Annotated in this window: 30 protein-coding genes; 28 read left to right on the top strand and 2 right to left on the bottom strand. The window is 64.5% G+C overall.

What is annotated here, in order from left to right; genetic code table 11:
• Position 1 precedes the first annotated feature (1 nt).
• The 4 genes from AC0693_RS18560 to AC0693_RS18575 all read left to right on the top strand — a co-directional run bounded on the left by AC0693_RS18560 (position 2) and on the right by AC0693_RS18575 (position 5,607).
• The gene (locus tag AC0693_RS18560; protein ID WP_478741324.1) at positions 2 to 844 is read left to right on the top strand and encodes a hypothetical protein; all 843 of its coding nucleotides are present in this window, start codon (positions 2 to 4) and stop codon (positions 842 to 844) included.
• A gap of 117 nt (positions 845 to 961) precedes the next feature.
• Positions 962 to 2,905 (top strand): DNA polymerase, encoded by a 1,944-nt coding sequence (locus AC0693_RS18565; protein ID WP_478741325.1) that lies wholly within the window; start codon positions 962 to 964, stop codon positions 2,903 to 2,905.
• Position 2,906: 1 nt separating this feature from the next.
• Complete coding sequence (locus tag AC0693_RS18570; RefSeq protein WP_478741326.1) at positions 2,907 to 3,278, top strand: hypothetical protein; 372 nt, start codon at positions 2,907 to 2,909, stop codon at positions 3,276 to 3,278.
• Positions 3,279 to 3,657: 379 nt separating this feature from the next.
• Entirely contained in the window at positions 3,658 to 5,607 is a 1,950-nt protein-coding gene (locus AC0693_RS18575) for a glycyl radical enzyme family protein (RefSeq protein WP_478741328.1), read from the top strand.
• Positions 5,608 to 5,659: 52 nt separating this feature from the next.
• Here AC0693_RS18575 and AC0693_RS18580 read toward each other — a convergent pair whose 3' ends face one another.
• Together AC0693_RS18580 and AC0693_RS18585 are read right to left on the bottom strand one after the other, a co-directional pair.
• Entirely contained in the window at positions 5,660 to 6,448 is a 789-nt protein-coding gene (locus AC0693_RS18580) for a hypothetical protein (protein WP_478741329.1), read from the bottom strand.
• Positions 6,449 to 6,454: 6 nt separating this feature from the next.
• Positions 6,455 to 6,952 (bottom strand): hypothetical protein, encoded by a 498-nt coding sequence (locus AC0693_RS18585; protein ID WP_478741331.1) that lies wholly within the window; start codon positions 6,950 to 6,952, stop codon positions 6,455 to 6,457.
• A 232-nt stretch (positions 6,953 to 7,184) separates the two neighbouring features.
• Between AC0693_RS18585 and AC0693_RS18590 the strand changes: the two genes are divergently transcribed.
• The 24 genes from AC0693_RS18590 (at position 7,185) to AC0693_RS18705 (ending at position 18,098) form a co-directional block, all read left to right on the top strand.
• Complete coding sequence (locus AC0693_RS18590) at positions 7,185 to 7,376, top strand: hypothetical protein (protein WP_478741332.1); 192 nt, start codon at positions 7,185 to 7,187, stop codon at positions 7,374 to 7,376.
• A 183-nt stretch (positions 7,377 to 7,559) separates the two neighbouring features.
• Positions 7,560 to 8,621 (top strand): P-loop NTPase family protein, encoded by a 1,062-nt coding sequence (locus tag AC0693_RS18595; protein WP_478741333.1) that lies wholly within the window; start codon positions 7,560 to 7,562, stop codon positions 8,619 to 8,621.
• On the top strand, positions 8,618 to 8,776 hold the full coding sequence (locus AC0693_RS18600; protein ID WP_390400109.1) for a hypothetical protein: 159 nt from the start codon (positions 8,618 to 8,620) through the stop codon (positions 8,774 to 8,776). The genes AC0693_RS18595 and AC0693_RS18600 overlap by 4 nt, the downstream gene beginning before the upstream one ends.
• Positions 8,757 to 9,062: a hypothetical protein gene (locus tag AC0693_RS18605; RefSeq protein WP_478741335.1), complete on the top strand. Its 306-nt coding sequence runs from the start codon at positions 8,757 to 8,759 to the stop codon at positions 9,060 to 9,062. Before AC0693_RS18600 ends, AC0693_RS18605 begins: the two co-directional genes overlap by 20 nt.
• Complete coding sequence (locus AC0693_RS18610; RefSeq protein ID WP_478741336.1) at positions 9,063 to 9,443, top strand: WhiB family transcriptional regulator; 381 nt, start codon at positions 9,063 to 9,065, stop codon at positions 9,441 to 9,443.
• On the top strand, positions 9,362 to 10,528 hold the full coding sequence (locus AC0693_RS18615) for a hypothetical protein (protein WP_478741337.1): 1,167 nt from the start codon (positions 9,362 to 9,364) through the stop codon (positions 10,526 to 10,528). The genes AC0693_RS18610 and AC0693_RS18615 overlap by 82 nt, the downstream gene beginning before the upstream one ends.
• A complete protein-coding gene (locus AC0693_RS18620) occupies positions 10,443 to 10,790 on the top strand; it encodes a hypothetical protein (protein ID WP_478741338.1) in 348 nt (115 codons plus the stop codon). The genes AC0693_RS18615 and AC0693_RS18620 overlap by 86 nt, the downstream gene beginning before the upstream one ends.
• A gap of 198 nt (positions 10,791 to 10,988) precedes the next feature.
• A complete protein-coding gene (locus AC0693_RS18625; RefSeq protein ID WP_478741339.1) occupies positions 10,989 to 11,186 on the top strand; it encodes a hypothetical protein in 198 nt (65 codons plus the stop codon).
• A 16-nt stretch (positions 11,187 to 11,202) separates the two neighbouring features.
• Positions 11,203 to 11,988: an FAD-dependent thymidylate synthase gene (thyX, locus tag AC0693_RS18630; RefSeq protein WP_478802338.1), complete on the top strand. Its 786-nt coding sequence runs from the start codon at positions 11,203 to 11,205 to the stop codon at positions 11,986 to 11,988.
• 2 nt (positions 11,989 to 11,990) lie between these two features.
• Positions 11,991 to 12,479: a hypothetical protein gene (locus tag AC0693_RS18635; protein ID WP_478741342.1), complete on the top strand. Its 489-nt coding sequence runs from the start codon at positions 11,991 to 11,993 to the stop codon at positions 12,477 to 12,479.
• Positions 12,476 to 12,634, top strand: coding sequence for a hypothetical protein (locus AC0693_RS18640; RefSeq protein WP_478741343.1), 159 nt, complete (start codon positions 12,476 to 12,478; stop codon positions 12,632 to 12,634). The genes AC0693_RS18635 and AC0693_RS18640 overlap by 4 nt, the downstream gene beginning before the upstream one ends.
• Before the next feature lie 13 nt (positions 12,635 to 12,647).
• Positions 12,648 to 13,286: an RNA ligase family protein gene (locus AC0693_RS18645; protein ID WP_478741344.1), complete on the top strand. Its 639-nt coding sequence runs from the start codon at positions 12,648 to 12,650 to the stop codon at positions 13,284 to 13,286.
• A complete protein-coding gene (locus AC0693_RS18650; protein ID WP_478741345.1) occupies positions 13,283 to 13,528 on the top strand; it encodes a hypothetical protein in 246 nt (81 codons plus the stop codon). The genes AC0693_RS18645 and AC0693_RS18650 overlap by 4 nt, the downstream gene beginning before the upstream one ends.
• Positions 13,525 to 13,884, top strand: coding sequence for a DUF6915 family protein (locus tag AC0693_RS18655; RefSeq protein WP_478741346.1), 360 nt, complete (start codon positions 13,525 to 13,527; stop codon positions 13,882 to 13,884). The genes AC0693_RS18650 and AC0693_RS18655 overlap by 4 nt, the downstream gene beginning before the upstream one ends.
• Positions 13,881 to 14,435, top strand: a complete 555-nt coding sequence (locus AC0693_RS18660; RefSeq protein ID WP_478741347.1) for a hypothetical protein — start codon at positions 13,881 to 13,883, stop codon at positions 14,433 to 14,435. The genes AC0693_RS18655 and AC0693_RS18660 overlap by 4 nt, the downstream gene beginning before the upstream one ends.
• Positions 14,428 to 14,712 carry a hypothetical protein gene (locus AC0693_RS18665; RefSeq protein WP_478741348.1) on the top strand — a complete coding sequence of 95 codons (285 nt, stop codon included), beginning with the start codon at positions 14,428 to 14,430 and terminating at the stop codon, positions 14,710 to 14,712. Before AC0693_RS18660 ends, AC0693_RS18665 begins: the two co-directional genes overlap by 8 nt.
• Positions 14,712 to 14,975, top strand: a complete 264-nt coding sequence (locus tag AC0693_RS18670; RefSeq protein ID WP_478741349.1) for a hypothetical protein — start codon at positions 14,712 to 14,714, stop codon at positions 14,973 to 14,975. The genes AC0693_RS18665 and AC0693_RS18670 overlap by 1 nt, the downstream gene beginning before the upstream one ends.
• Positions 14,938 to 15,426, top strand: a complete 489-nt coding sequence (locus tag AC0693_RS18675; RefSeq protein ID WP_478741350.1) for a hypothetical protein — start codon at positions 14,938 to 14,940, stop codon at positions 15,424 to 15,426. The genes AC0693_RS18670 and AC0693_RS18675 overlap by 38 nt, the downstream gene beginning before the upstream one ends.
• Entirely contained in the window at positions 15,423 to 15,998 is a 576-nt protein-coding gene (locus AC0693_RS18680; protein ID WP_478741351.1) for a deoxynucleotide monophosphate kinase family protein, read from the top strand. Before AC0693_RS18675 ends, AC0693_RS18680 begins: the two co-directional genes overlap by 4 nt.
• On the top strand, positions 15,995 to 16,555 hold the full coding sequence (locus AC0693_RS18685) for a hypothetical protein (protein ID WP_478741352.1): 561 nt from the start codon (positions 15,995 to 15,997) through the stop codon (positions 16,553 to 16,555). The genes AC0693_RS18680 and AC0693_RS18685 overlap by 4 nt, the downstream gene beginning before the upstream one ends.
• Positions 16,556 to 16,655: 100 nt before the next feature.
• A complete protein-coding gene (locus AC0693_RS18690) occupies positions 16,656 to 16,943 on the top strand; it encodes a stage V sporulation protein S (RefSeq protein ID WP_478741353.1) in 288 nt (95 codons plus the stop codon).
• A gap of 104 nt (positions 16,944 to 17,047) precedes the next feature.
• Positions 17,048 to 17,341 carry a hypothetical protein gene (locus tag AC0693_RS18695; RefSeq protein WP_478741354.1) on the top strand — a complete coding sequence of 98 codons (294 nt, stop codon included), beginning with the start codon at positions 17,048 to 17,050 and terminating at the stop codon, positions 17,339 to 17,341.
• Position 17,342: 1 nt separating this feature from the next.
• Positions 17,343 to 17,606, top strand: a complete 264-nt coding sequence (locus AC0693_RS18700; protein ID WP_478741355.1) for a hypothetical protein — start codon at positions 17,343 to 17,345, stop codon at positions 17,604 to 17,606.
• Between the two features lie 15 nt (positions 17,607 to 17,621).
• On the top strand, positions 17,622 to 18,098 hold the full coding sequence (locus tag AC0693_RS18705; RefSeq protein ID WP_478741356.1) for a hypothetical protein: 477 nt from the start codon (positions 17,622 to 17,624) through the stop codon (positions 18,096 to 18,098).
• Positions 18,099 to 18,161 lie beyond the last annotated feature (63 nt).

Genomic DNA, 18,161 nt, shown 5'->3' on the forward strand with positions numbered 1-18,161 from the left:
TATGGCCCGAGCTCCCATCGACGACATCTTCGACGAGGACGTCCCTGCGCCTCGACGGCCCCGCCCAGGCCGTCGAAACGCCGACGCCTTCGACGAGGAGGAGAAGCCCGAGAAGGTCCGCCGTAACCGTGCAGCCTTCGACGAGGACGACGACCAGAAGGGGAAGGCCACTCGGACGAACTCCGCCCGGAAGAACGCCGCCTCTTCTGGTTGGGATGCCTTCGACGAAGTTGCCGGTAGCGGTAGTGGCTCGTTCGAGCAGCAGAAGGAGCTGAAGCTGGAGATCACCAAGGATCCCCAGCTCATCAAGCTTCTGGAAGCTGAGCCGTTCGACAGCTTCGAGCTCCACTGGATCCAGGAGATCAAGTCCGGCAAGCGCTCCTTCCGCGGACTCGCCCCCAAGGACGACTGCCCCTTGTGTGACGACCTCGACCACTACGGACGCAAGGTCGCCTTCTTCAACGTCGCCCTCTGGGACGAGGACGACGAGAAGTGGGTCAGCAAGGTCTGGGAGGTCGGCGTACGGGCCGCTCGCACACTTCAGGCCATCGCAAAGGACCCGAAGAAGGTCGGCCGTGACGAGGCCACCGCGAACCTCACGTCGCCGATGCTCTACCTGTCCGTCTACAAGACCGGCAAGGGCACCAAGACTGAGTACCACGTCGAGGCCGTCAAGGCGCGCGACGTCGAGTCCGACTGGGACGCCTCCCAGGTCACCGACGAGGATCTCGACCGCCTCGAAGAGAACACCTTCCACGATCCGTGGGAGCGCCACAGCACCCGCGCCGAGCTGGAAGCCGTGGTCCGCAAGGTTCTCGACGGCGACGACGAGGACGACGAGTAATCCACCCCTCAAGCGGCCCCTTTCCCCACCCGCCCCCTCCCCGGGTGGGGAAAGGCCGGCCCACGGGCCTTCCCCTTCTCCTCCCCACCACTCGACCTCCCGGAAGGACCCGCACCCGTGCGCGACGTGATCCTCACGCTTGACGACCTCAACGAGGCGGTCGCGCACTTTGCGAGGTACGACGAGTTCGTCATCGACCTGGAGACAGTCGGCGACCACCGCGGCGTGCCGATCGCCAACGAGATCACCTGGGTGGCGCTCGCCACCTACGGGCGGGCGATCGTCATTCCCATGGGCCACCCCAACGGGGACGAACTCATATCGAAGGACACCTGGCGGAAGAACAAGCAGACCGGGGAAAGGGAAGTGGTCCCCGCGGTGTGGAGCGACCCGCCCCGGCAACTGCGCCCCTCTCAGGTCTGGAAGGCGCTGGAACCCCTCCTCTTCTCACCCCGGCGCAAGATCGCCCACTCGGCTACGTTCGACCTCGGTTCCTTGGCCAAGTACTACGGCGGCCGAGTCCCTCCCCGCCCGTATGGCTGCACCCTCGTGGCAGGGTGGCTGCTCGATGAGAACCGACTCAACGGTCTCAAGAACCTCGTACAGGACAGGTACCGGCACAAGTACGACACGGAGAACGTCGGCAAGTGCGTCGAGAAGCACGCCTTCTCAACCGTCGCCCGCTACGCCTACCTGGACGCCAAATACGCCTGGCTGCTGTGGCGCACCATGTCGGGCGACCTGGTAGAGCAGAACCTCTCGCGCATCATGAGCCTCGAACTTGGCGTCACTGAGTGCCTGCTCGACATGCACCAGACGGGCGCCTGCGTAGACGAAGACCGCCTCCTGGAGCTCGAACACGAGCTGGTCATCAAGCTGGAGGAGATCAAGACCCGGCTCTTCCGTGCCGCCGGCAAGGTCTTCAACGTCAACTCGCCACAGCAGAAGCAGGACGTTCTCTTCGGCCCCAAGCCGACCGGCGGCCAGGGCCTGAAACCGCTGAGGCTGACGGACGGCGGCGTCAAGAAAAAGCGGGCCAAGGAGAAGCTGACCTACCGTGACTACTCGACCGACGCCGAGACGCTGGAGGCATACCCCGAGAACGAGGTATGCCGCATCCTCCTGGAGTACGCCGAGGTCGACAAGCTCCTCAGCACGTACGTCTACGGATACCTCGGCCGGGACAACCAGCCACGCCGCATCTTCAACGGACGCATCCACCCGCAGTTCAAACAAACCGGTGCTCGCACCGGCCGGTTCTCCTGCTCCGCGCCCAACCTCCAAAACGTTCCGCGGCCCGGAACCGAGCTCGGCACCAAAGTGCGGTCGCTGTTCATCGCGCCGCCTGGCCACAAACTGCTCGTGGCTGACTGGGGACAGATCGAGCTGCGGGTCCTCGCCCACTACCTCGGGCGCGGAGCCCTCTACGAAGGCTTCCTTGCCGGTGTCGACGCCCACACCGCCACCGCGGCCCTCGTCTTTGGTGTGGCATGGGAAGACGTCACCAAAGAGATGCGGCAGGTGGCCAAGGGCCTCAACTTCGCCATCGTCTATGGGGCGGGACCTGAGACCGTGGCGAGCATGGCCGGCATACCGGTGTCCGAGGCCAAGCGAATCATGGAAGTACACGAGACGCAGTTCCCGGAGATCTACGAGTTCAAGCGCTCCGTGATCAGCACCGTACGCAAGCGTGCTAGCCACGACCTCACGACTCTCCTGGGACGCAAGCGCCGACTTCCGGAGATCGCCTCCGGCCAGGGGTGGCTGCGCGGCAAGGGCGAGCGACGGGCCGTCAACTCCCTCATCCAAGGCTCCTCCGCCGACCTCATCAAGCTGGCCATGGTCCGACTCCACCGTGCAGTCAAGGCCGCTGACTCGCCGATCCGCCTGTCGCTCACGGTTCACGACGAGCTGGTGGTCATCTGCCCCGAGGACATGGTGGACATCGGCTCCAAGATGCTCCAGGAGGCCATGATCGGCGAGGAGATCCAGGCGTGGCTCAAGGTTCCACTTACCGCCGACGTGGTCGTGTGCGACCGCTGGTCCGAAGCCAAGGATTGATATGAAGACGATTCCCTTCGAGGTACTCAAGGCCGAACTGGCTCAGGACATGAACGCCGGCTGCGCCGAGAACGAGCTCCTCGTGAAATCCGGTCAGGTCGGAAGAAGCGACGACGTCCTGGAGATGGAACAGCTCGCTTCTGTCGAACGGCTCGCGGCAATTGAGCCACTGATGCCTCTCCTCGCCGTTTATGGGCAGCTCGCCACCGATCTACTCTTCGGGGGTATTCTGGACACCTCTGATTTGGAAGACGACCCGGTTGGTTATTCGTCGTTCCGTTCGGACTACCAGACAATTCTGACCGCCTCTGTCATTGCGGTGCTGTCCAACTTGACCGACAAGGGACTCATCCAGAGCGGAGTAGTGCTGTGAGCAACTTCTGGAGCAAGCACTTGGGTTCCAGCGCGCCGGCGCCGGGTTACCAGCCTCCTGCCCCGCAGTACCCTCAGAGCCCGCCCCCGCAGTACCCACAGCCGCCCTACGAGCAGGCACCCGCGGCCCCGCGCCAAGCCATGCATGCTCGCGACGCAGGGACCTGCCCGTCCTGCGACGGAAGCAACTACTTCGCCGCGCCCACCGAGCCGCGGGCCGGCAAGCGGTGCTACGAGTGCGGGTACCCCAAGGTGCAGAGCACCTCCGGGCTCATGGGCAGCTCTGAAGGCAAAGCGACTCCCGCACGACAGACGGCAGCCAACAAGGCCGGCGGATTCAGCATGAGCGTCGTCGGACGTATCGGATAACCGGAGAGTACGTGAGCACCATCCTGAAAACGGACGGGACAATCCAGGACCCGTACCGCAACTACATCGCGCTGTCGCGGTACGCGCGGTATCTGGACAGCGAGAATCGGCGGGAGACTTGGACCGAGACCGTCGACCGTTACTTTGCCTTCATGGTCAAGCACCTGGAGGAGAACTTCTCCTACAAGCCCGACCGTGATGAGCTGTACGAGCTGCGCGATGCGGTGCTCAACCACCGCGTCATGCCGTCGATGCGGTCGGTCATGACGGCAGGCGACGCCCTTGAGCTGTCCAACATCGCTGGCTTCAACTGCTCGTACCTGCCCCTGGCAGACATACGGTCCTTCGCCGAACTGCTGTACATCCTCATGAACGGGACCGGCGTCGGCTACAGCGTCGAGCGGCAGAACGTCGACAAGCTGCCGTCCGTGCCCGTCGACATCCGAGACACCCCCGAAGTAGTGCTGCGGGTAGGCGACAGCAAGCTCGGCTGGGCGGAGTCCTTCCTGGAGCTGCTGAACCTCGTTTGGGTCCACGGCATGGTTCCGGCCGTCGACTACTCCGAGGTCCGGCCGGCCGGCGCCAGGCTGCGTACCTTCGGCGGCCGAGCATCCGGCCCCGAGCCGCTGGCAGACCTGTTCGACTTCACTGTGCACCTGCTCAAGGATGCAGCGGGCCGCCGGATACGCCCGATCGAAGCCCACGACCTGGCATGCAAGATCGCCTCCGTGATCGTGGTCGGAGGCGTCCGCCGCTCGGCGATGATCTCCCTATCCGACCTCGACGACCAGGAGATGGCAACCGCCAAGTCGGGGGAGTGGTGGACGGAGCACGCTTACCGCGCCCTGGCGAACAACTCCGCGGTGTACTCCGACGGGATGACCCGCGAGGCCTTCGATGCTGAATGGTCCAACCTGGTGGCTTCCGGCTCCGGCGAGCGTGGCATCTTCCACCGCGGCGCGGCCCAGCGCCAGGCTGCCAAGTACGGTCGGCGTTCCCCGGACGCCCCGTACGGAACCAACCCGTGCTCAGAGATCGTGCTCAAGCCCTTCTCCTTCTGCAACCTCTCCGAGGTCGTTGTGGAGGCGGAGGACACCGAAGAGACGCTGGCCCGTAAGGTCGAGCTGGCCACGATCCTGGGGACCTGGCAGAGCACGCTCACCGACTACCCGTTCCTACGGGACGAATGGCGGGAGAATGCCGCGACCGAGCGTCTCCTGGGGGTGAGCCTCACAGGCATCTTCGGCTCCGAGATGCTCATTTCGCAGAGCGCAGCGCACCGCAATCAGCTTCTCGCCGACATGCGGGAACGGGCCACCGCGGTCAACGCCGACTGCGCCGATGCGCTGGGCATCACCCGCTCTCACGCGATCACCTGTGTCAAGCCCTCAGGAACCGTTTCCCAGCTCACGGGGGTCTCCTCGGGCATGCACACGTGGCACGACTTCTTCTACGTACGCCGGGTTCGGGCCGACAAGAAGGACCCGTTGTCGCAGCTGCTGAAGGCATACGGAGTGCCGTGCGAGGACGATGTGATGAACCCGTCCAACAACGTCTTCTCCTTCCCGATCGCCGCTCCGCCGGGCGCCATCACACGCGACCAGATCACCGCAGTGGACCACCTCAAGCTCTGGCTGGACATCCAGCGGCACTGGTGTGACCACAAGCCCTCGGTGACCATCTCGGTAAGGAACGAGGAGTGGGACGAAGTTGGGGAGTGGGTGTGGGGCCACCTGGACGAGATCTCAGGCGTCAGCTTCCTGCCGCACAGCGACCACACCTACCAGCAGGCCCCGTACGAGTCCTGCACCGAGCAGCAGTACCGGGACCTGCTGGCACAGATGCCCGAGATCGTATGGGCCGACCTGCCGTTCTACGAGCTGGAGGACTCCACTGTCGGTTCGCAGGAGCTGGCTTGCACCGCTGGAGCGTGCGAAGTTGTCGACCTTGTAGCCGCCTGACCAGGAAGCAGGACAGGGGCCGCACCTGATGAGGTGTGGCCCCTGTTGCGTCTCAGTGCTGTCTGACTGCCCACTTTGAGGTCAGGCTCGTATACGGGAGGACCAGGCCCGCAGCCAGCAGTCCGGCGCCTGCCACTCCGAACAGGTCGAAGTCGTCCGCCGAGATGGCCACGTTTGTGTGGCTGTATGCGTTGATGATCATGAAGAGGTATCCGGCGGTGTAGATGACGCCCAGGATGGTTGCCACCATGGCGAAGGCGATTCCTACGAATGCTCGGCGCCGGGTTTTCCAGGTGCCGACGGCGAGGAGGCCGTAGCACACGCCGGCGACGATGGAGGTGACGCAGACGTAGCCCAAGGTGATGAGGGCGAATGTCAGGGCGGAGGGGTTCATTGGGGCGCCGCTGGCTACGTCTTCGAAGAGGTTCGTCAGCCAGGGGTTGATGTAGGCGCTGGCGTATGTGTCGTTGACGAAGAGCACCAGGAGGGCAATCGTTGCGATGACGCTGATGGCGGAGAGCACGGTCATCGGTACGCGTGCTTGGCCTTCGCTGGCCATCCACCACACCAGGGTCAGCTTGACCATGAGGCACATGAGGATCAAGGACTCGGCGCAGAAGAACGTCCCCAGGTGCCACCCGCCAGGCAGGTCGGACATGTAGCGGAGCATGGCGGGGTTGTTCCAGAAGACTGCTGAGGTGGCGAATGCAAGGGCTGCGGTGGTGAGCCAGGCTGCTACGGAGTAGTCCCGGCTCTTGGACTTCTCCCGGGCACGGATGGAGCACAGGATCGTCGCGGCGGCTCCCCACATGGCGGTGACGGTGTATATGAGGGTCTTCACGAGTAACTACTCCAGCGTGTCGGCTGCGCGCTTGGCAGCCTCGGTCAAGGTTCGTCGTCGGCCAGGGCGGCGCTTCTTGGGCGCTTCCTCTGCGGCTGCCTCGGGGACGTATTCGCCCTCCAGGCCGCGGCGAACGTGTATCAGGTGCAGCGTGTCTTCGAGCTTGTCGAAGTCCTCCCCAGAGAGGCCTTGCATCAGGTGGACGATGCGGCGGATACGGGGGATGTCGAGCAGGGCGAGTGCCGGCAGGTCCTCCTCGGTGTAGCCACGGAGAAAGAACGAGGCCGGGACGCCCAAGGCCAGTGCGAGAGTTTCGATGGTCTGGATGCGCGGGTTGGCGTTGGTTCCGTTGGCGATGGCGCCAACCGTGGCGTGCGACATGCCATCGCCGCGCGCGGCGGTCTCCACGGCCAGAGAGCGGGAGGTCCACCGGTCGCCGTTTGCGTCCGTGCGGTGATCCATGAGCCAGCTCAGCTTGGCCGCCAGGGTTCTGGAGATTCTCACTGCGCTCCTCTCTCGTGGCGCCTGGAGTGTCAGTGCGAGGTTGTAGCTTGCGTTGTCCCAGCTCAAGAGCACAAGCGCACTCCGGAGCGGCCAGGGACCTTTGGAAAGTTTAGTTGACAACCACACGTGCGCCACGCATCCTTTTCATGCGGACGTCGACCCTCCGAGTCTCGGATGGGTCCCCCTACGTGTAGGGGTGCGGGGTGCGGTCCGCTGAGGGGGAGTGCGTCAAGTGGACATGGGTCAGGCGGGGGAAGTCCGGATACCGGACAACGTGCAGGATCTGCTCAACGACGGCCTCGCCGGCGAGGCGTTGGGGCAGGCGGTCGAGGACGGGCTGATCTCCTGCCGGGTGAACCTGCAAACAGGACTTGTCGTCTACGCGCTCGCCGCGCATCACATACACCCTGTACCAGCCGCCTGATCGACCGGTCTGTGGCCAGCCCCCCGGGATTCCCCGGGGGGCTTTTTGGTGCCCTTCGAGTGTTACCTACCCGTGACTTAGAGGAGCAACTCCTCTGCCTGTCGCGATCGGCGCAGCGACCATAGTCTCCTCTTGAGCAACAAGTTGTTCCACAACATGTGGCACATATCGAGAGGAGGAAGCGTGGCACTCTCGCCCGAAGTTCTCGCTCTGATGAAGCAGGCGAACAAGAAGTACGGCCCCGGCACGATGATCGCCGCCGGTGAGATGCGGGTCGCTGCCCCCTTCACTACCGGCAGTCTCCCGCTCGACATCATCCTCGGCGGCGGGCTCCCGGCGAATCAGTGGACCGAGATCATCGGATTCGAGTCCTCCGGCAAGACCTCCGTCGTCCACAAGACCATCGCCGCCAACCAGCGCCGCGACCCCGACTTCGTGACCCTCTGGGTAGCGGCCGAGGGCTACGACAAGGCCTGGGCCGAGCAACTCGGGGTCGACACCAGTCGCGTCATCGTGCACGCCACCTCGGCGATGGAGGAGGCGTACCAGGTGATGCTGGACTTCGCGGACTCCCGCTCCGTGGACGCCATCGTCCTCGACTCCTACCCCGCCCTCGTGCCGGACGAGGAGACCGAGAAGCAGATGGACGAGCTGAGCGTGGCCCTCGGCGCCCGCCTCACCGGCAAGTTCTTCCGGAAGGCCGGCAAGGCGACCGCCCGCTCCCACGTTGAGGACGAGCGCCCGATGATGGGCGTGATCATCAACCAGTGGCGCGAGAAGATCGGCGCCTTCAGCCCCCAGGGCACCCCGAAGACCACGCCCGGCGGCCTCGCCAAGAACTTCGCCTTCTACGTCCGCCTTGAGATCACCCGCGCCGAGTACCTCGACGAGGCCACCCCGGGCAAGGGCAAGGCCCGATGTGGCCAGGTCATCAAATTCCGGACGGTCAAGAACAAGCAGCACGCCCCGCAGAAGGTTGCCGAGACCCACTTCTGCTTCGCCGACTCCCCCTCCCGCGGAGTCATGGCCGGTGAGTACGACACGGTGCGCGACCTCATGACCTGGGGCGTCTACTACGACGTCATCAAGCGCAGGGGCCGGTACTTCGACTTCGCAGACCGCACCTGGGACCTCAAGGACGCCATCATCGACTCCCTCCGCGAAGAGCTCGACCTGCGCGACGAGGTAGCCGCAGCGGTCCTCAAGGCGGCCTTCCACCCCGAACCCCAGCAGGTTGCAGCATGACCGGCGCCCTTGCCGGCCTCGCCACAGCCGAAGCCGTCTACATCGTCTTCCTCTCCTGGCGGGCCCACCGGTTCCTCAAACGCAAGGCGGAGGAGATCGACCAGCTGCTGGACATCATTCGAAAGAGGCTCGCAGGTGACGAACCGGGGCCTTAAGCGGTCGCAGAAGCAGGAAAAGAACCTGGCCAATAAGTACGACGGCAAGGTCAACCCCGGCTCAGGCAACGGCTGGGTACACAAGAACGACATCCGCAGCGAAGCATTCAGCTTCGAAGCAAAGACCACTGAGAAGAGCCAGTACCCGCTCAAGCTCGCCGAGCTGCAACTGGCCGAAAGACACGCACTTCTCTCAGGGAGAGAAATGGTCTTCGTGATCGAGATGGGAGGGAGGAACTGGATGGTCGTCTCCCAAGAAACCTTCGACACCATCCTGGAGACCTAAGTGGCCCTATTCTCCCGATGCTCTGCCCCCGACTGGACCGCAGGGGACGACCCCGACCAGGAAGCAAAGTGCCGAAAGCACGAAACGCCAACGCGCGACAGCGACCCATGGTTTGACGACATGCGGGAGTCCGTCACCCTCTGCAACGGCGACGTGGACGGCAAGGTTTGCCCGATGCGACAGCGGTGCCTGGTCTGGGCGATGAAGAACTGCGAGCGCTACGGAGTCTGGGGCGGAATGCTCCCACACGACCGCGCCCGCCTCCGCAAGAAGTACAGGAACCAACCGGAGAAATGGGAATGGCACCCCCCAACCGTAAGGCCCCCCGAGTCGGAGCCCGGAAACGAGCCCCCATCCCAACCAGCCTCTCCGACTTCCTGACCGAAAAGCGCGGGGCCGCCGAGGAGAACTTCCTCGGAAGCGTCCGCAAGGACATCGTCGAGCTCAACAAGGCCGACAACTCGCGCCGGCAGGACATCATCCACCCATCGGAGATGGTCAAGACCGACTGGTGTCCCAAGGCCACCTACCTACGCATCCAAACCGGGATACACCACAAGCAGTCCTTCGGCTTCCAGTCGCTGAACATCTTCGACACCGGCCACGAAGCCCACCGCAAGTGGCAAAACCGGGCCTGGCGCATCGGCTGGCTTGAAGGCAAGTTCAAATGCCTCCACTGCCAACACCACTGGTGGGACATCAGCCCCAAGCACTGCCCAGCCTGCAACAGCCCCGCCATGGAGTACGCAGAGGTCCCGCTATCCGCCGAGGACACCCACCTCATCGTCGGACACAGCGACGGCATGCTCACCCCCGCGAAGAGCCTCCTCGAAGTCAAAACGGTGGGGGAGGGGACGGTCCGCTTCGAGGAACCCGCCCGCCTGGCCGAGCACCTCATCGACCTGCCGGACGGACGCACCCTGGTTGACCTAGCAGCCATGTGGGCCTCCATCAAGGTCCCCTTCCCCAGCCACATCCGCCAAGGCCAGATCTACCTCTGGCTCTCCCAGAGGCACGGCCACGACGTCGACAAGATGACCTTCGTCTACGAGTCGAAGTTCAACCAGGACGTCAAGCAGTTCACCGTCCGATACAACCCCGACCTCATCGCACCTCTCCTGGCGAAAGCCCTCGACATCAAGGAGCGGCTCGACTCGGGAAAGACGGCACCGGAATGCGTCAACGACACCGGCTGCAAGCAATGCAAGCCCTACCTGGAGAACGCTGATGACTCGCAGACGCCTCGACGAGGCCGACGAGAAACTCTCGGCGAAGACGACACGGACACTCAGCCGACGCGGCATGAAGACAGCAAGCCGACCCGAGGACGAGCTACCCGACCTGCCGGCCAACCTGACGGAACTCGGCGACGACGCGCTGATGAGCCTCTTCGTGGAGCTGACCCGCTGGGCCGAGTTCGCCGGAACACAGCTGGCCGCAGCAGCGGTGGACGAGAAGGACGCTGAAGCCAGCCTGGAGCGCTGCAAAGCCCTCGCCGCGGTCAAGGCCAAGAACGAGAAGTCCGTCACCGCACAGAAGGCGGCAGCCGCCTCAGATGAGGACGTCGTGGAAGCCGACGAGGAGTACCGCGGGGCGTACGCCATCCGCAAGCTCACCGAGGCGATCTACAACGGCGCCGACCGCAAATCGGCAGTCGTCTCACGAGAGCTCACCCGACGCATCGGCCGCAACGACCGAGAAGGCCGGGCCAACCGATGGAACGCCTGAGTTGGCGACCTCTCGCCCACGCCGCCCTCGAAGTCTTCGCCGCCTTCACCGCAGTCTCAGCCGGCATCAGCGTCGCTCGAAGCCACAGCGGCCTCGACCACTGGCACCCCGCCCTTATCACCAGCTATGTCGGCTGCTCCGTCATCGCACAACTGACCATCCGCGCGCTCGCGCAGCGACCCACCAGAAAGGCCAAGCATGCAGCGAGTTGAGGAAGGCCAGCTCTGGCTCGACAAGAAGTCCAAGGGCGAGCGGGTCGTTTACATCCAGGCCGTCAGCCCCAACCGCGGCGGCTACGCCAACTGCCTCTCCTACAACCTCCGCAAGTGCAGCCGCCGGTACGTGCAGATCCGACTCTCGGCCTTCACCAACCAGTTCCGCCCCCTCGCCACCTGACCCGGAGCCTCAATCTGTGACCACCCTCGTGCAGCCGCAAGTCCGCGTCATCACACGGCCTTGGCTCTCCTACCAACAGATGGACAGCTACCTATCAGATGTCGGCGGCCTGGACTGGTCCACCAACCTCGACGGCGTCAATGACGCTCAGCACCTTGTCGAGTTCGCCGGCCGCATGTGCTACCGCTCCTGGAAGCCCGGCCTGAACCCCAACGTGACGCGAGTCCGCACCGACTCAACGAAGTACCTCGAAAACCTCCTTGCCAGCGGCCACGGCTCGGTCCTGGAGCACATCAGCTTCACCTTCGTTCTCCAGAACGTCAGCCGCGTCTTCACCCACGAGTGGATACGCCACCGCCAAGGCGTGGCCATCTCCCAGGAGTCCCTGCGCTACGTGCGCCTCGGCGACATTCCCATGTGGATCCCGAGCTGGGCGCAGGAAGACACAAAGCTGATGGACAAGGCCATCGAGATGCTCACGGCGATGGAGACGTTCCAGCACTGGATGTCCGAGCACTTCGACCTGGACCAGGCCGGCCTGCCCTTCCACGACAAGAAGGCCAAGACCAGCTTCATGCGGCGCTTTGCACCCGAAGGTCTGGCCACGGTCCTCACCTGGACCGCCAACGCTCGCACGCTGCGGCACGTCATCGAGACCCGTACCGCCGAAGGCGCCGAAGAAGAAGTCCGGCTCGTCGCCGACCAGATCGGCGTCCTCATGCGCAACGAATGCCCAGCCCTCTTCGGTGACTACACGGTCAACGACCAGGGCGAGTGGACTACTGACTACCGAAAGGTCTGACCTTGTTCTTCAGCTCCGTTACGGACCTCCTCCCGGTCACCGCGCGCATCGTGTACTCGCAGGACACACAGCTGCTGCGCGTGTACTTCGTCAAGACCGGCGAAGACGGTGCGGCGATCAAGCAGGGCCACATCTCCTCCGGTCGTGTCGCCTACACCGCCGCGGCTTTCGGTAATCCCACCTTCGAGCTGACGCCCGAAGAGGCCAAGGCCCTGCGGGGCCGACTCAACGCCCACTACGGAGTCGAGGACGACACCGCCCGAATCCGGCGACTCCAGGAGGAAAGCAGCCAGCTCAAGGAAGCGCGGGAGGAAGCCGAAGCTCTCAAGCTGGCCCACGCGGAAGAAGTCTCAGCTCTGACCGCACGCGCACAGAAGGCGGAAAAGGCCTTCGCAGAGAAGGACGCCGAGTTCCGCCTCTATGAGGGGAAGCTCGACCAGATGGAACTCATGTGGCGGGAGATCCTCGACCGGTTCGACGTCGGCGCATGACGCTCTCCCCAGCTCCACACGACACTCACTGCACGTGCGGCCGACTGATCGAGGCAGACGAGTACGCCGGGCAACTCGACGGACAGACCATCTGCGAGATCTGCGCCGCACCCGACTGGGACGACGACTACGCCTTCGCATTCGACTGCCCCTGACCTGGAGCATCACATGAGCAACGTCACCGACTTCAAGCCCTGGCCCAAGACACCGCGGTTCAACCGCGAGTACGTGATCACCGAAAAGCTGGACGGCACCAATGCTCAGATAGCCATCAAGAAGCTCCTGGCCGACGAGGACCCCCAGCGATTCCTCACCCAGCCCGGCTTCAACGTCGTCGCCAAGGAGGACGGTCTCTACGTACTGCGCGCCGGCAGCCGCAGGCGCTGGATCGCCCCCAACACCGACAACTTCGGCTTCGCGGCCTGGGTCGCCTCCAACGCCAACAGCCTTGCCAACCTGGGCGAAGGCACGCACTACGGAGAGTGGTACGGCCGCGGCATCCAGCGCGGCTATGGCATGGACGGGCGCAAGTTCGCCCTCTTCAACACCACCCGCTTCGCCAGACCTCACGGAAACCTGCCCGCCGAGGCGCCGGCCGAGCTGACCGTCGTCCCCGAGCTGGCGCGTACCCGAGGCCACGTCCTCAACGAGACCATCCGCGACTGCATGAGGCTGCTGCGCGTCCTGGGCTCCGTAGCGGAATCCGGGGCGTCCGCCGAAGGCATCGTCATCCACAGCATCGAGGCCCGACAGTCCTACAAGGCGCTGCTCGAAAACGACGACCTCCCCAAGGGCATGGCCGCGTGATCGACTACTACGTCAGCCTCTGCCTGCCCCTCGCCTACCTCCTCATCGCCCTCGCAGTCGCCAAGACCGTCGCCCCCGGCGTCAAGCAAGCCATGTGGGGCACCGCGAACCGCGTCGAAACCGAGGACCTGGTCCTCAGCGGGCTCTTCACGATCATCATCGGCGCCCTGTGGCCACTGGCCTGCCTGATCTGGATCGTCGTCCCCAAGGACCCCAAGACCGGCCGAAAGTTCCCCACGTGAACAGCTGGTACCACGCCCAGTCCGCGTCCCGGAAATGGGGCGGCACACCAGAGGACTACCTCCCCATCTCGGAGTTCATCGACTCCAGCAAGCAGGTCGTGGGCGACGTCCGCCACCGCTCCCTCTACCACCACACGCTCGGCGTCTACCTCTGCGAGCGAATCTTCGGCAAGACCCTCACCGTCGGCCGCAAGCACATCCCCACCCGTCTCATCGCCGAGCGCCACATCATCGAGGACCTCGGCTGGCTCCCCAGCCCCAAGGACTACATCGACGGCATGCCCATCGCGCCATGGATGTCCGGGGCCAAGCGCAAGACCCTTCCCGTCTCTCACATTCTCGGAGCAGCCCAGTGACCGACATCCTCACCAAGACTGATCGGCAGACCTTCCTGGGTATCCCGATCATCGGCGAGAGCAAGGAAGGCTCGTCCCGAACGCCACAGCTGACCAGGGAGGAGTTCGCAGCCCTCATCAAACCCCTCCTGCACCACCCTGATGTGCACCTCTTCGGCTGGCGGCAGTACACCCCCTACTTCAATGACGGCGACGTGTGTGAGTTCAGCGCCGGTCAGCTGTACGTGATCACCACCAGCGACATCGAGCAGTACGAGGAGCTCCTGGAGAACGATCCGTACATGGTGGAGGAAACGTTCAACCTGGGCTACCAGAAGCACCCCACCCTCGGTGGCCGCCCCTGCGACTGGGCGGGTGAGTGGCCTGACCGCCGCATCGTCTACGGCGACTACGAGGGACCCGACGAGGCGCTGTACGACGCCGGCAGCGCCCTGGACGGCGCCATCCAGTCCGGCAAGTGCGACCACGTCCTGCTGGACCTGTTCGGTGACCACGCTCAGATCGTTGTGACCAAGGAGCGGATCGATGTCGAGGAGTACACCCATGACTGAGACCAGCCGCCGCCAGTACGTAGCCGCCGGAATCACCACCCTGCTCCTTGCCTGCCTCACCGCGTGCGGAATCAGCGAGAAGTACGCCGAGCCCTGGCGCGACGCACCCCGCGGAGGCACCGACAACGGACCGGCTGTCGTCTTCACCATGCCGGACGGCTTCGGAAACGGCGCCACCAAGTGCCTCGCCGGCCTGGGCGTCCGCGTCACCACGATCTACCACCAGGACGGGGCGTACGGCAGCGTCTCAACGATCCTGGACCCCGCCTGCAAGTAATGCTTGACACCGGGGCGATTGAAGAGCGGTGGGCCAAGGCTCTACCGGGCCCCTATGAATGGCAGCTCGACGAGGGCGGTATGGCCCACCTCGTCACCGACGACGGCCGACGCATCGCCATCGTCCACGGAAGCTACTGGCTCACCGCGCACGCCCTATCCCACGCACCCACCGACATCCGCGCCCTGCTTGACGAAGTCAAGCGCCTGCAACAAGGACTCGCCCATGACCCACCGCGTGGAGCCCGGCCAGATCTGGGCTGATCAGGACAAGCGCCGCACCGGTCGCCTCATTCGAATCGACGAGATCAAGGCCAACTTCGTCTTCGGCACCGTCGTTGCCAACATGCACAGCGTTCAGGACCGCCTCGACACCTACGGCCCCGCCTCGGCCGTGGACCGCCGCGGATCTTCCACCCGGATCGGCATCTCCAGGCTCTACGACGGCGAGTACGAGCTGGTCGAGGAAGACCAGATACCGCAGGAGGCCGGCCAACTGGCCGCCACGGTCGTCCGCCTCCCGCAAACCTGCGTGGACCTCACCCACCACCGCTGGGTCCCCGTCGCCCTCACCCTCAAGCCCGACAGCCAGTTCATCATCTCCACCCCTGCCGCCTATCAGGCCCTCGCCGTCTGCCCGAAGTGCTGGGCCCACACGACGTTCCCGTCCACCCAGGTCCCCTCCCCGAACACTCCCGGAGACATCGCCGCATGACTGCTGAACTGCCTGACATCATCGCCCTCGGCGGATACTGCGGCGCCGGCAAGGACAGCGTCGGCAAGATCCTCGTCGAGAAGTACGGCTACCACCGCATTGGGTTCGCCGATGCCCTGCGCAAGGTCCTGCTCGACATGAACCCCCTCATTCCCACGGCGGAGGGAGCAGTCAACCTCGCGTACATCGTCGGAGACGCGGGATGGGATGTCGCCAAGCGCCAGAATCCCGAGGTACGTCGTCTCATGGAAGAACTGGGCGAGGGGATTCGCTACCACGTCGACCCAGAGGCATGGGTGACCGCGGCTATGTCCGAAGGCCGACAGCACCACCGCATCGTCATAACCGATGTGCGACACGGTAACGAGTTCGACGCCCTCACGGAGTACTGGGACGCCATGACCGTGTGGATCGAGCGTGAGGGAGCCACCCCCCTCAGCGACCATCCGTCCCAGACGTCCCTGATCGCCGAGGACTTCCAGCACGTCCTGCACAACAAGGGCACCCTCCCCGATTTGGAGTCCGAAGTGGGGAGCTTCCTACACGACCTGTTCGGGGTGGAGCCCGCATGACGATCTGCCTTGGCATCGACCAGTCCTACTCGGGCCTGGCGATGGTCGCCTACAACGCTGCTACGGGCGAGCACAGCGACCAGCTGAACAGCTATCCCGCGGAGCGCTTCCGTAACCAGACCGACCGCCTCAACGCCATCCGGCACGGCGTCTCCCGGAACCTCATCCAGTTCACCAGGACCCTGGGGAACATCGACGTCGTCGCCCTGGAGGGCTACGCGCCAGGATCGAAGTACGGTCGTGAGCTGGCCGGTGAGCTCGCGGCCACGATCAAGCTGGCGCTGTACGACAATCTGCTGCTTCCGCAGTGCTGGCCCATAGTCATCGCCCCCACCAAGCTCAAGCGGTACACGACAGGCAGGGGAAATGCGGCCAAGAGCGAGATGCTACTGGGTGTCTACAAGAAATGGGGCGTCGACTACAAGGACGACAACCTCGCCGACGCCTACAGCCTTGCACGAGCCGCACACACCTGGTTTGAGAAGGCCGGCACGAAAAGCGAGCTAGAGACCCTGAAGGGCCTCAAACGATACAGCGCCGACACGCACAGCCCCTGAACAGAAAGCCCCACCACGGCGGTGGGGCTTTCTGCGTGTAACACAATTAACGACCGTCTGCCTAGGCTAGCCAAGGAGATCAATTCGAGGAGATAAACACGTGGACAAGAAGGAAACCGACGACGCTGTGTTCTTCGTCAAGAGCAGCACCTCTGCGACAGACCTTGGCGCAGCCGTCGCCCACGCCGTGTACGCCAAGAAGCACGTCACCCTGCGAGCCATCGGCGCCGGCGCCATCAACCAGGCCGTGAAGTCGATCCCGATCGCCCAGGGCTACGCAGGCTCCCGCGGCCACCGGCTTGCAATGCGACCCGCATTCTTCACCGCCCGGGTACCCGAAGGCGAAGTGTCCGGCCTCTCCTTCGTCGTTTTTGATGAAGCCGCCTAACAACACACGGCTATCCGCCCATAAGCTGGTGAAGCAGTTCAAGTATCCGTGTCCCACTCGCACTCCGACCGGACTGCTCCATACGGCGTCTCGCGAGGAGAAACGTGTCTGAGAATGTCCTTTCGAGCGGCGAATTCCCCACCATGGGAACTTCGGCCGCCACCAGTTTCGTCGTTCGGCAGCCGACGGCCGGCACCCTCGTCCGCAAGAGCGGCAACGCCAAGGGTGGCTCCAGCGAGGCGGCGACAGCCAACCACCGCACCAACGTCCTCAGCCGCGACGTGATGGGCGGACGCGGCGTAAAGGTCTACCGCGAGTACACCAACGCGGCACAGGCGGCAGCCACCGGCCGGAACGTCAAGGTCCTCCCGTCCAAGTTCACCGTAGACGGGAAGTGACATGGCCTTCCTCGCACCCCTCGTCGCCACGCTCGCGGAGGGCGGCGCCGTCGCAGCCGGCGGTACCGCCGCAGCCGAAGGCGGAGCAGTCGTTGGTGGCACTGCCGCAGCGGAGGGCGGAGCCGTTGCGGGCGGCGGCAGCGGGATCGCGCGCGCCGCAGGCCAGGGCATGATGAGCCATTTCGCCTCCGGACACGGGGAGTCCCGCGGACAGTCGACCACCAGCCCTCAGGCTGCCGAAGAGACCAACCCGGTCTTCAACTAACCGACAGGGACACTCATGAGCAACATCTCCTATGTCGCGCCCATGGGTGTACCGCAGCCGGGCTCACCCACATACGGCGGTGGCGGGCGCACCGACATGGTGGGAGCGCGAAGCATCCTCGATGCCAAGCGCATGATGGCCACTGCCCGAACGCCTTCTGCCGAATACCCCGACGGATACCTCGGCACGCTGAACACCCGACGCAGTGAGCGACTCGGCGACCCAGCGCTCAACAGCCAGCCGATGCGCAGCGCACAGAAGAGCTACACGCGCGGGGTGCACAGGGGCGAAAAGACCAACGCCGACGATTACCTGTGGCCGTCAGACTTCGGTCCCATGACAGCGCTGGAGTACCAGGCGCGCGGACAGAAGTGGACACAGACCGGCGACTCCCTACCCGGCCGGCACCTGGTCGGCAGCGGAGCAATCCGCGAGGCACAGGACCAGGACCGCACCGCAGCACTCCGGCGGCTCCGACCGCAATGGAGGTGAAGGCATGCAGCACCAGGACGGTGTGTACGACCACACCAAGCCGTGGTCCAGCCTTCGAGAACG

Source organism: Streptomyces sp. NPDC043876, assembly GCF_056435825.1.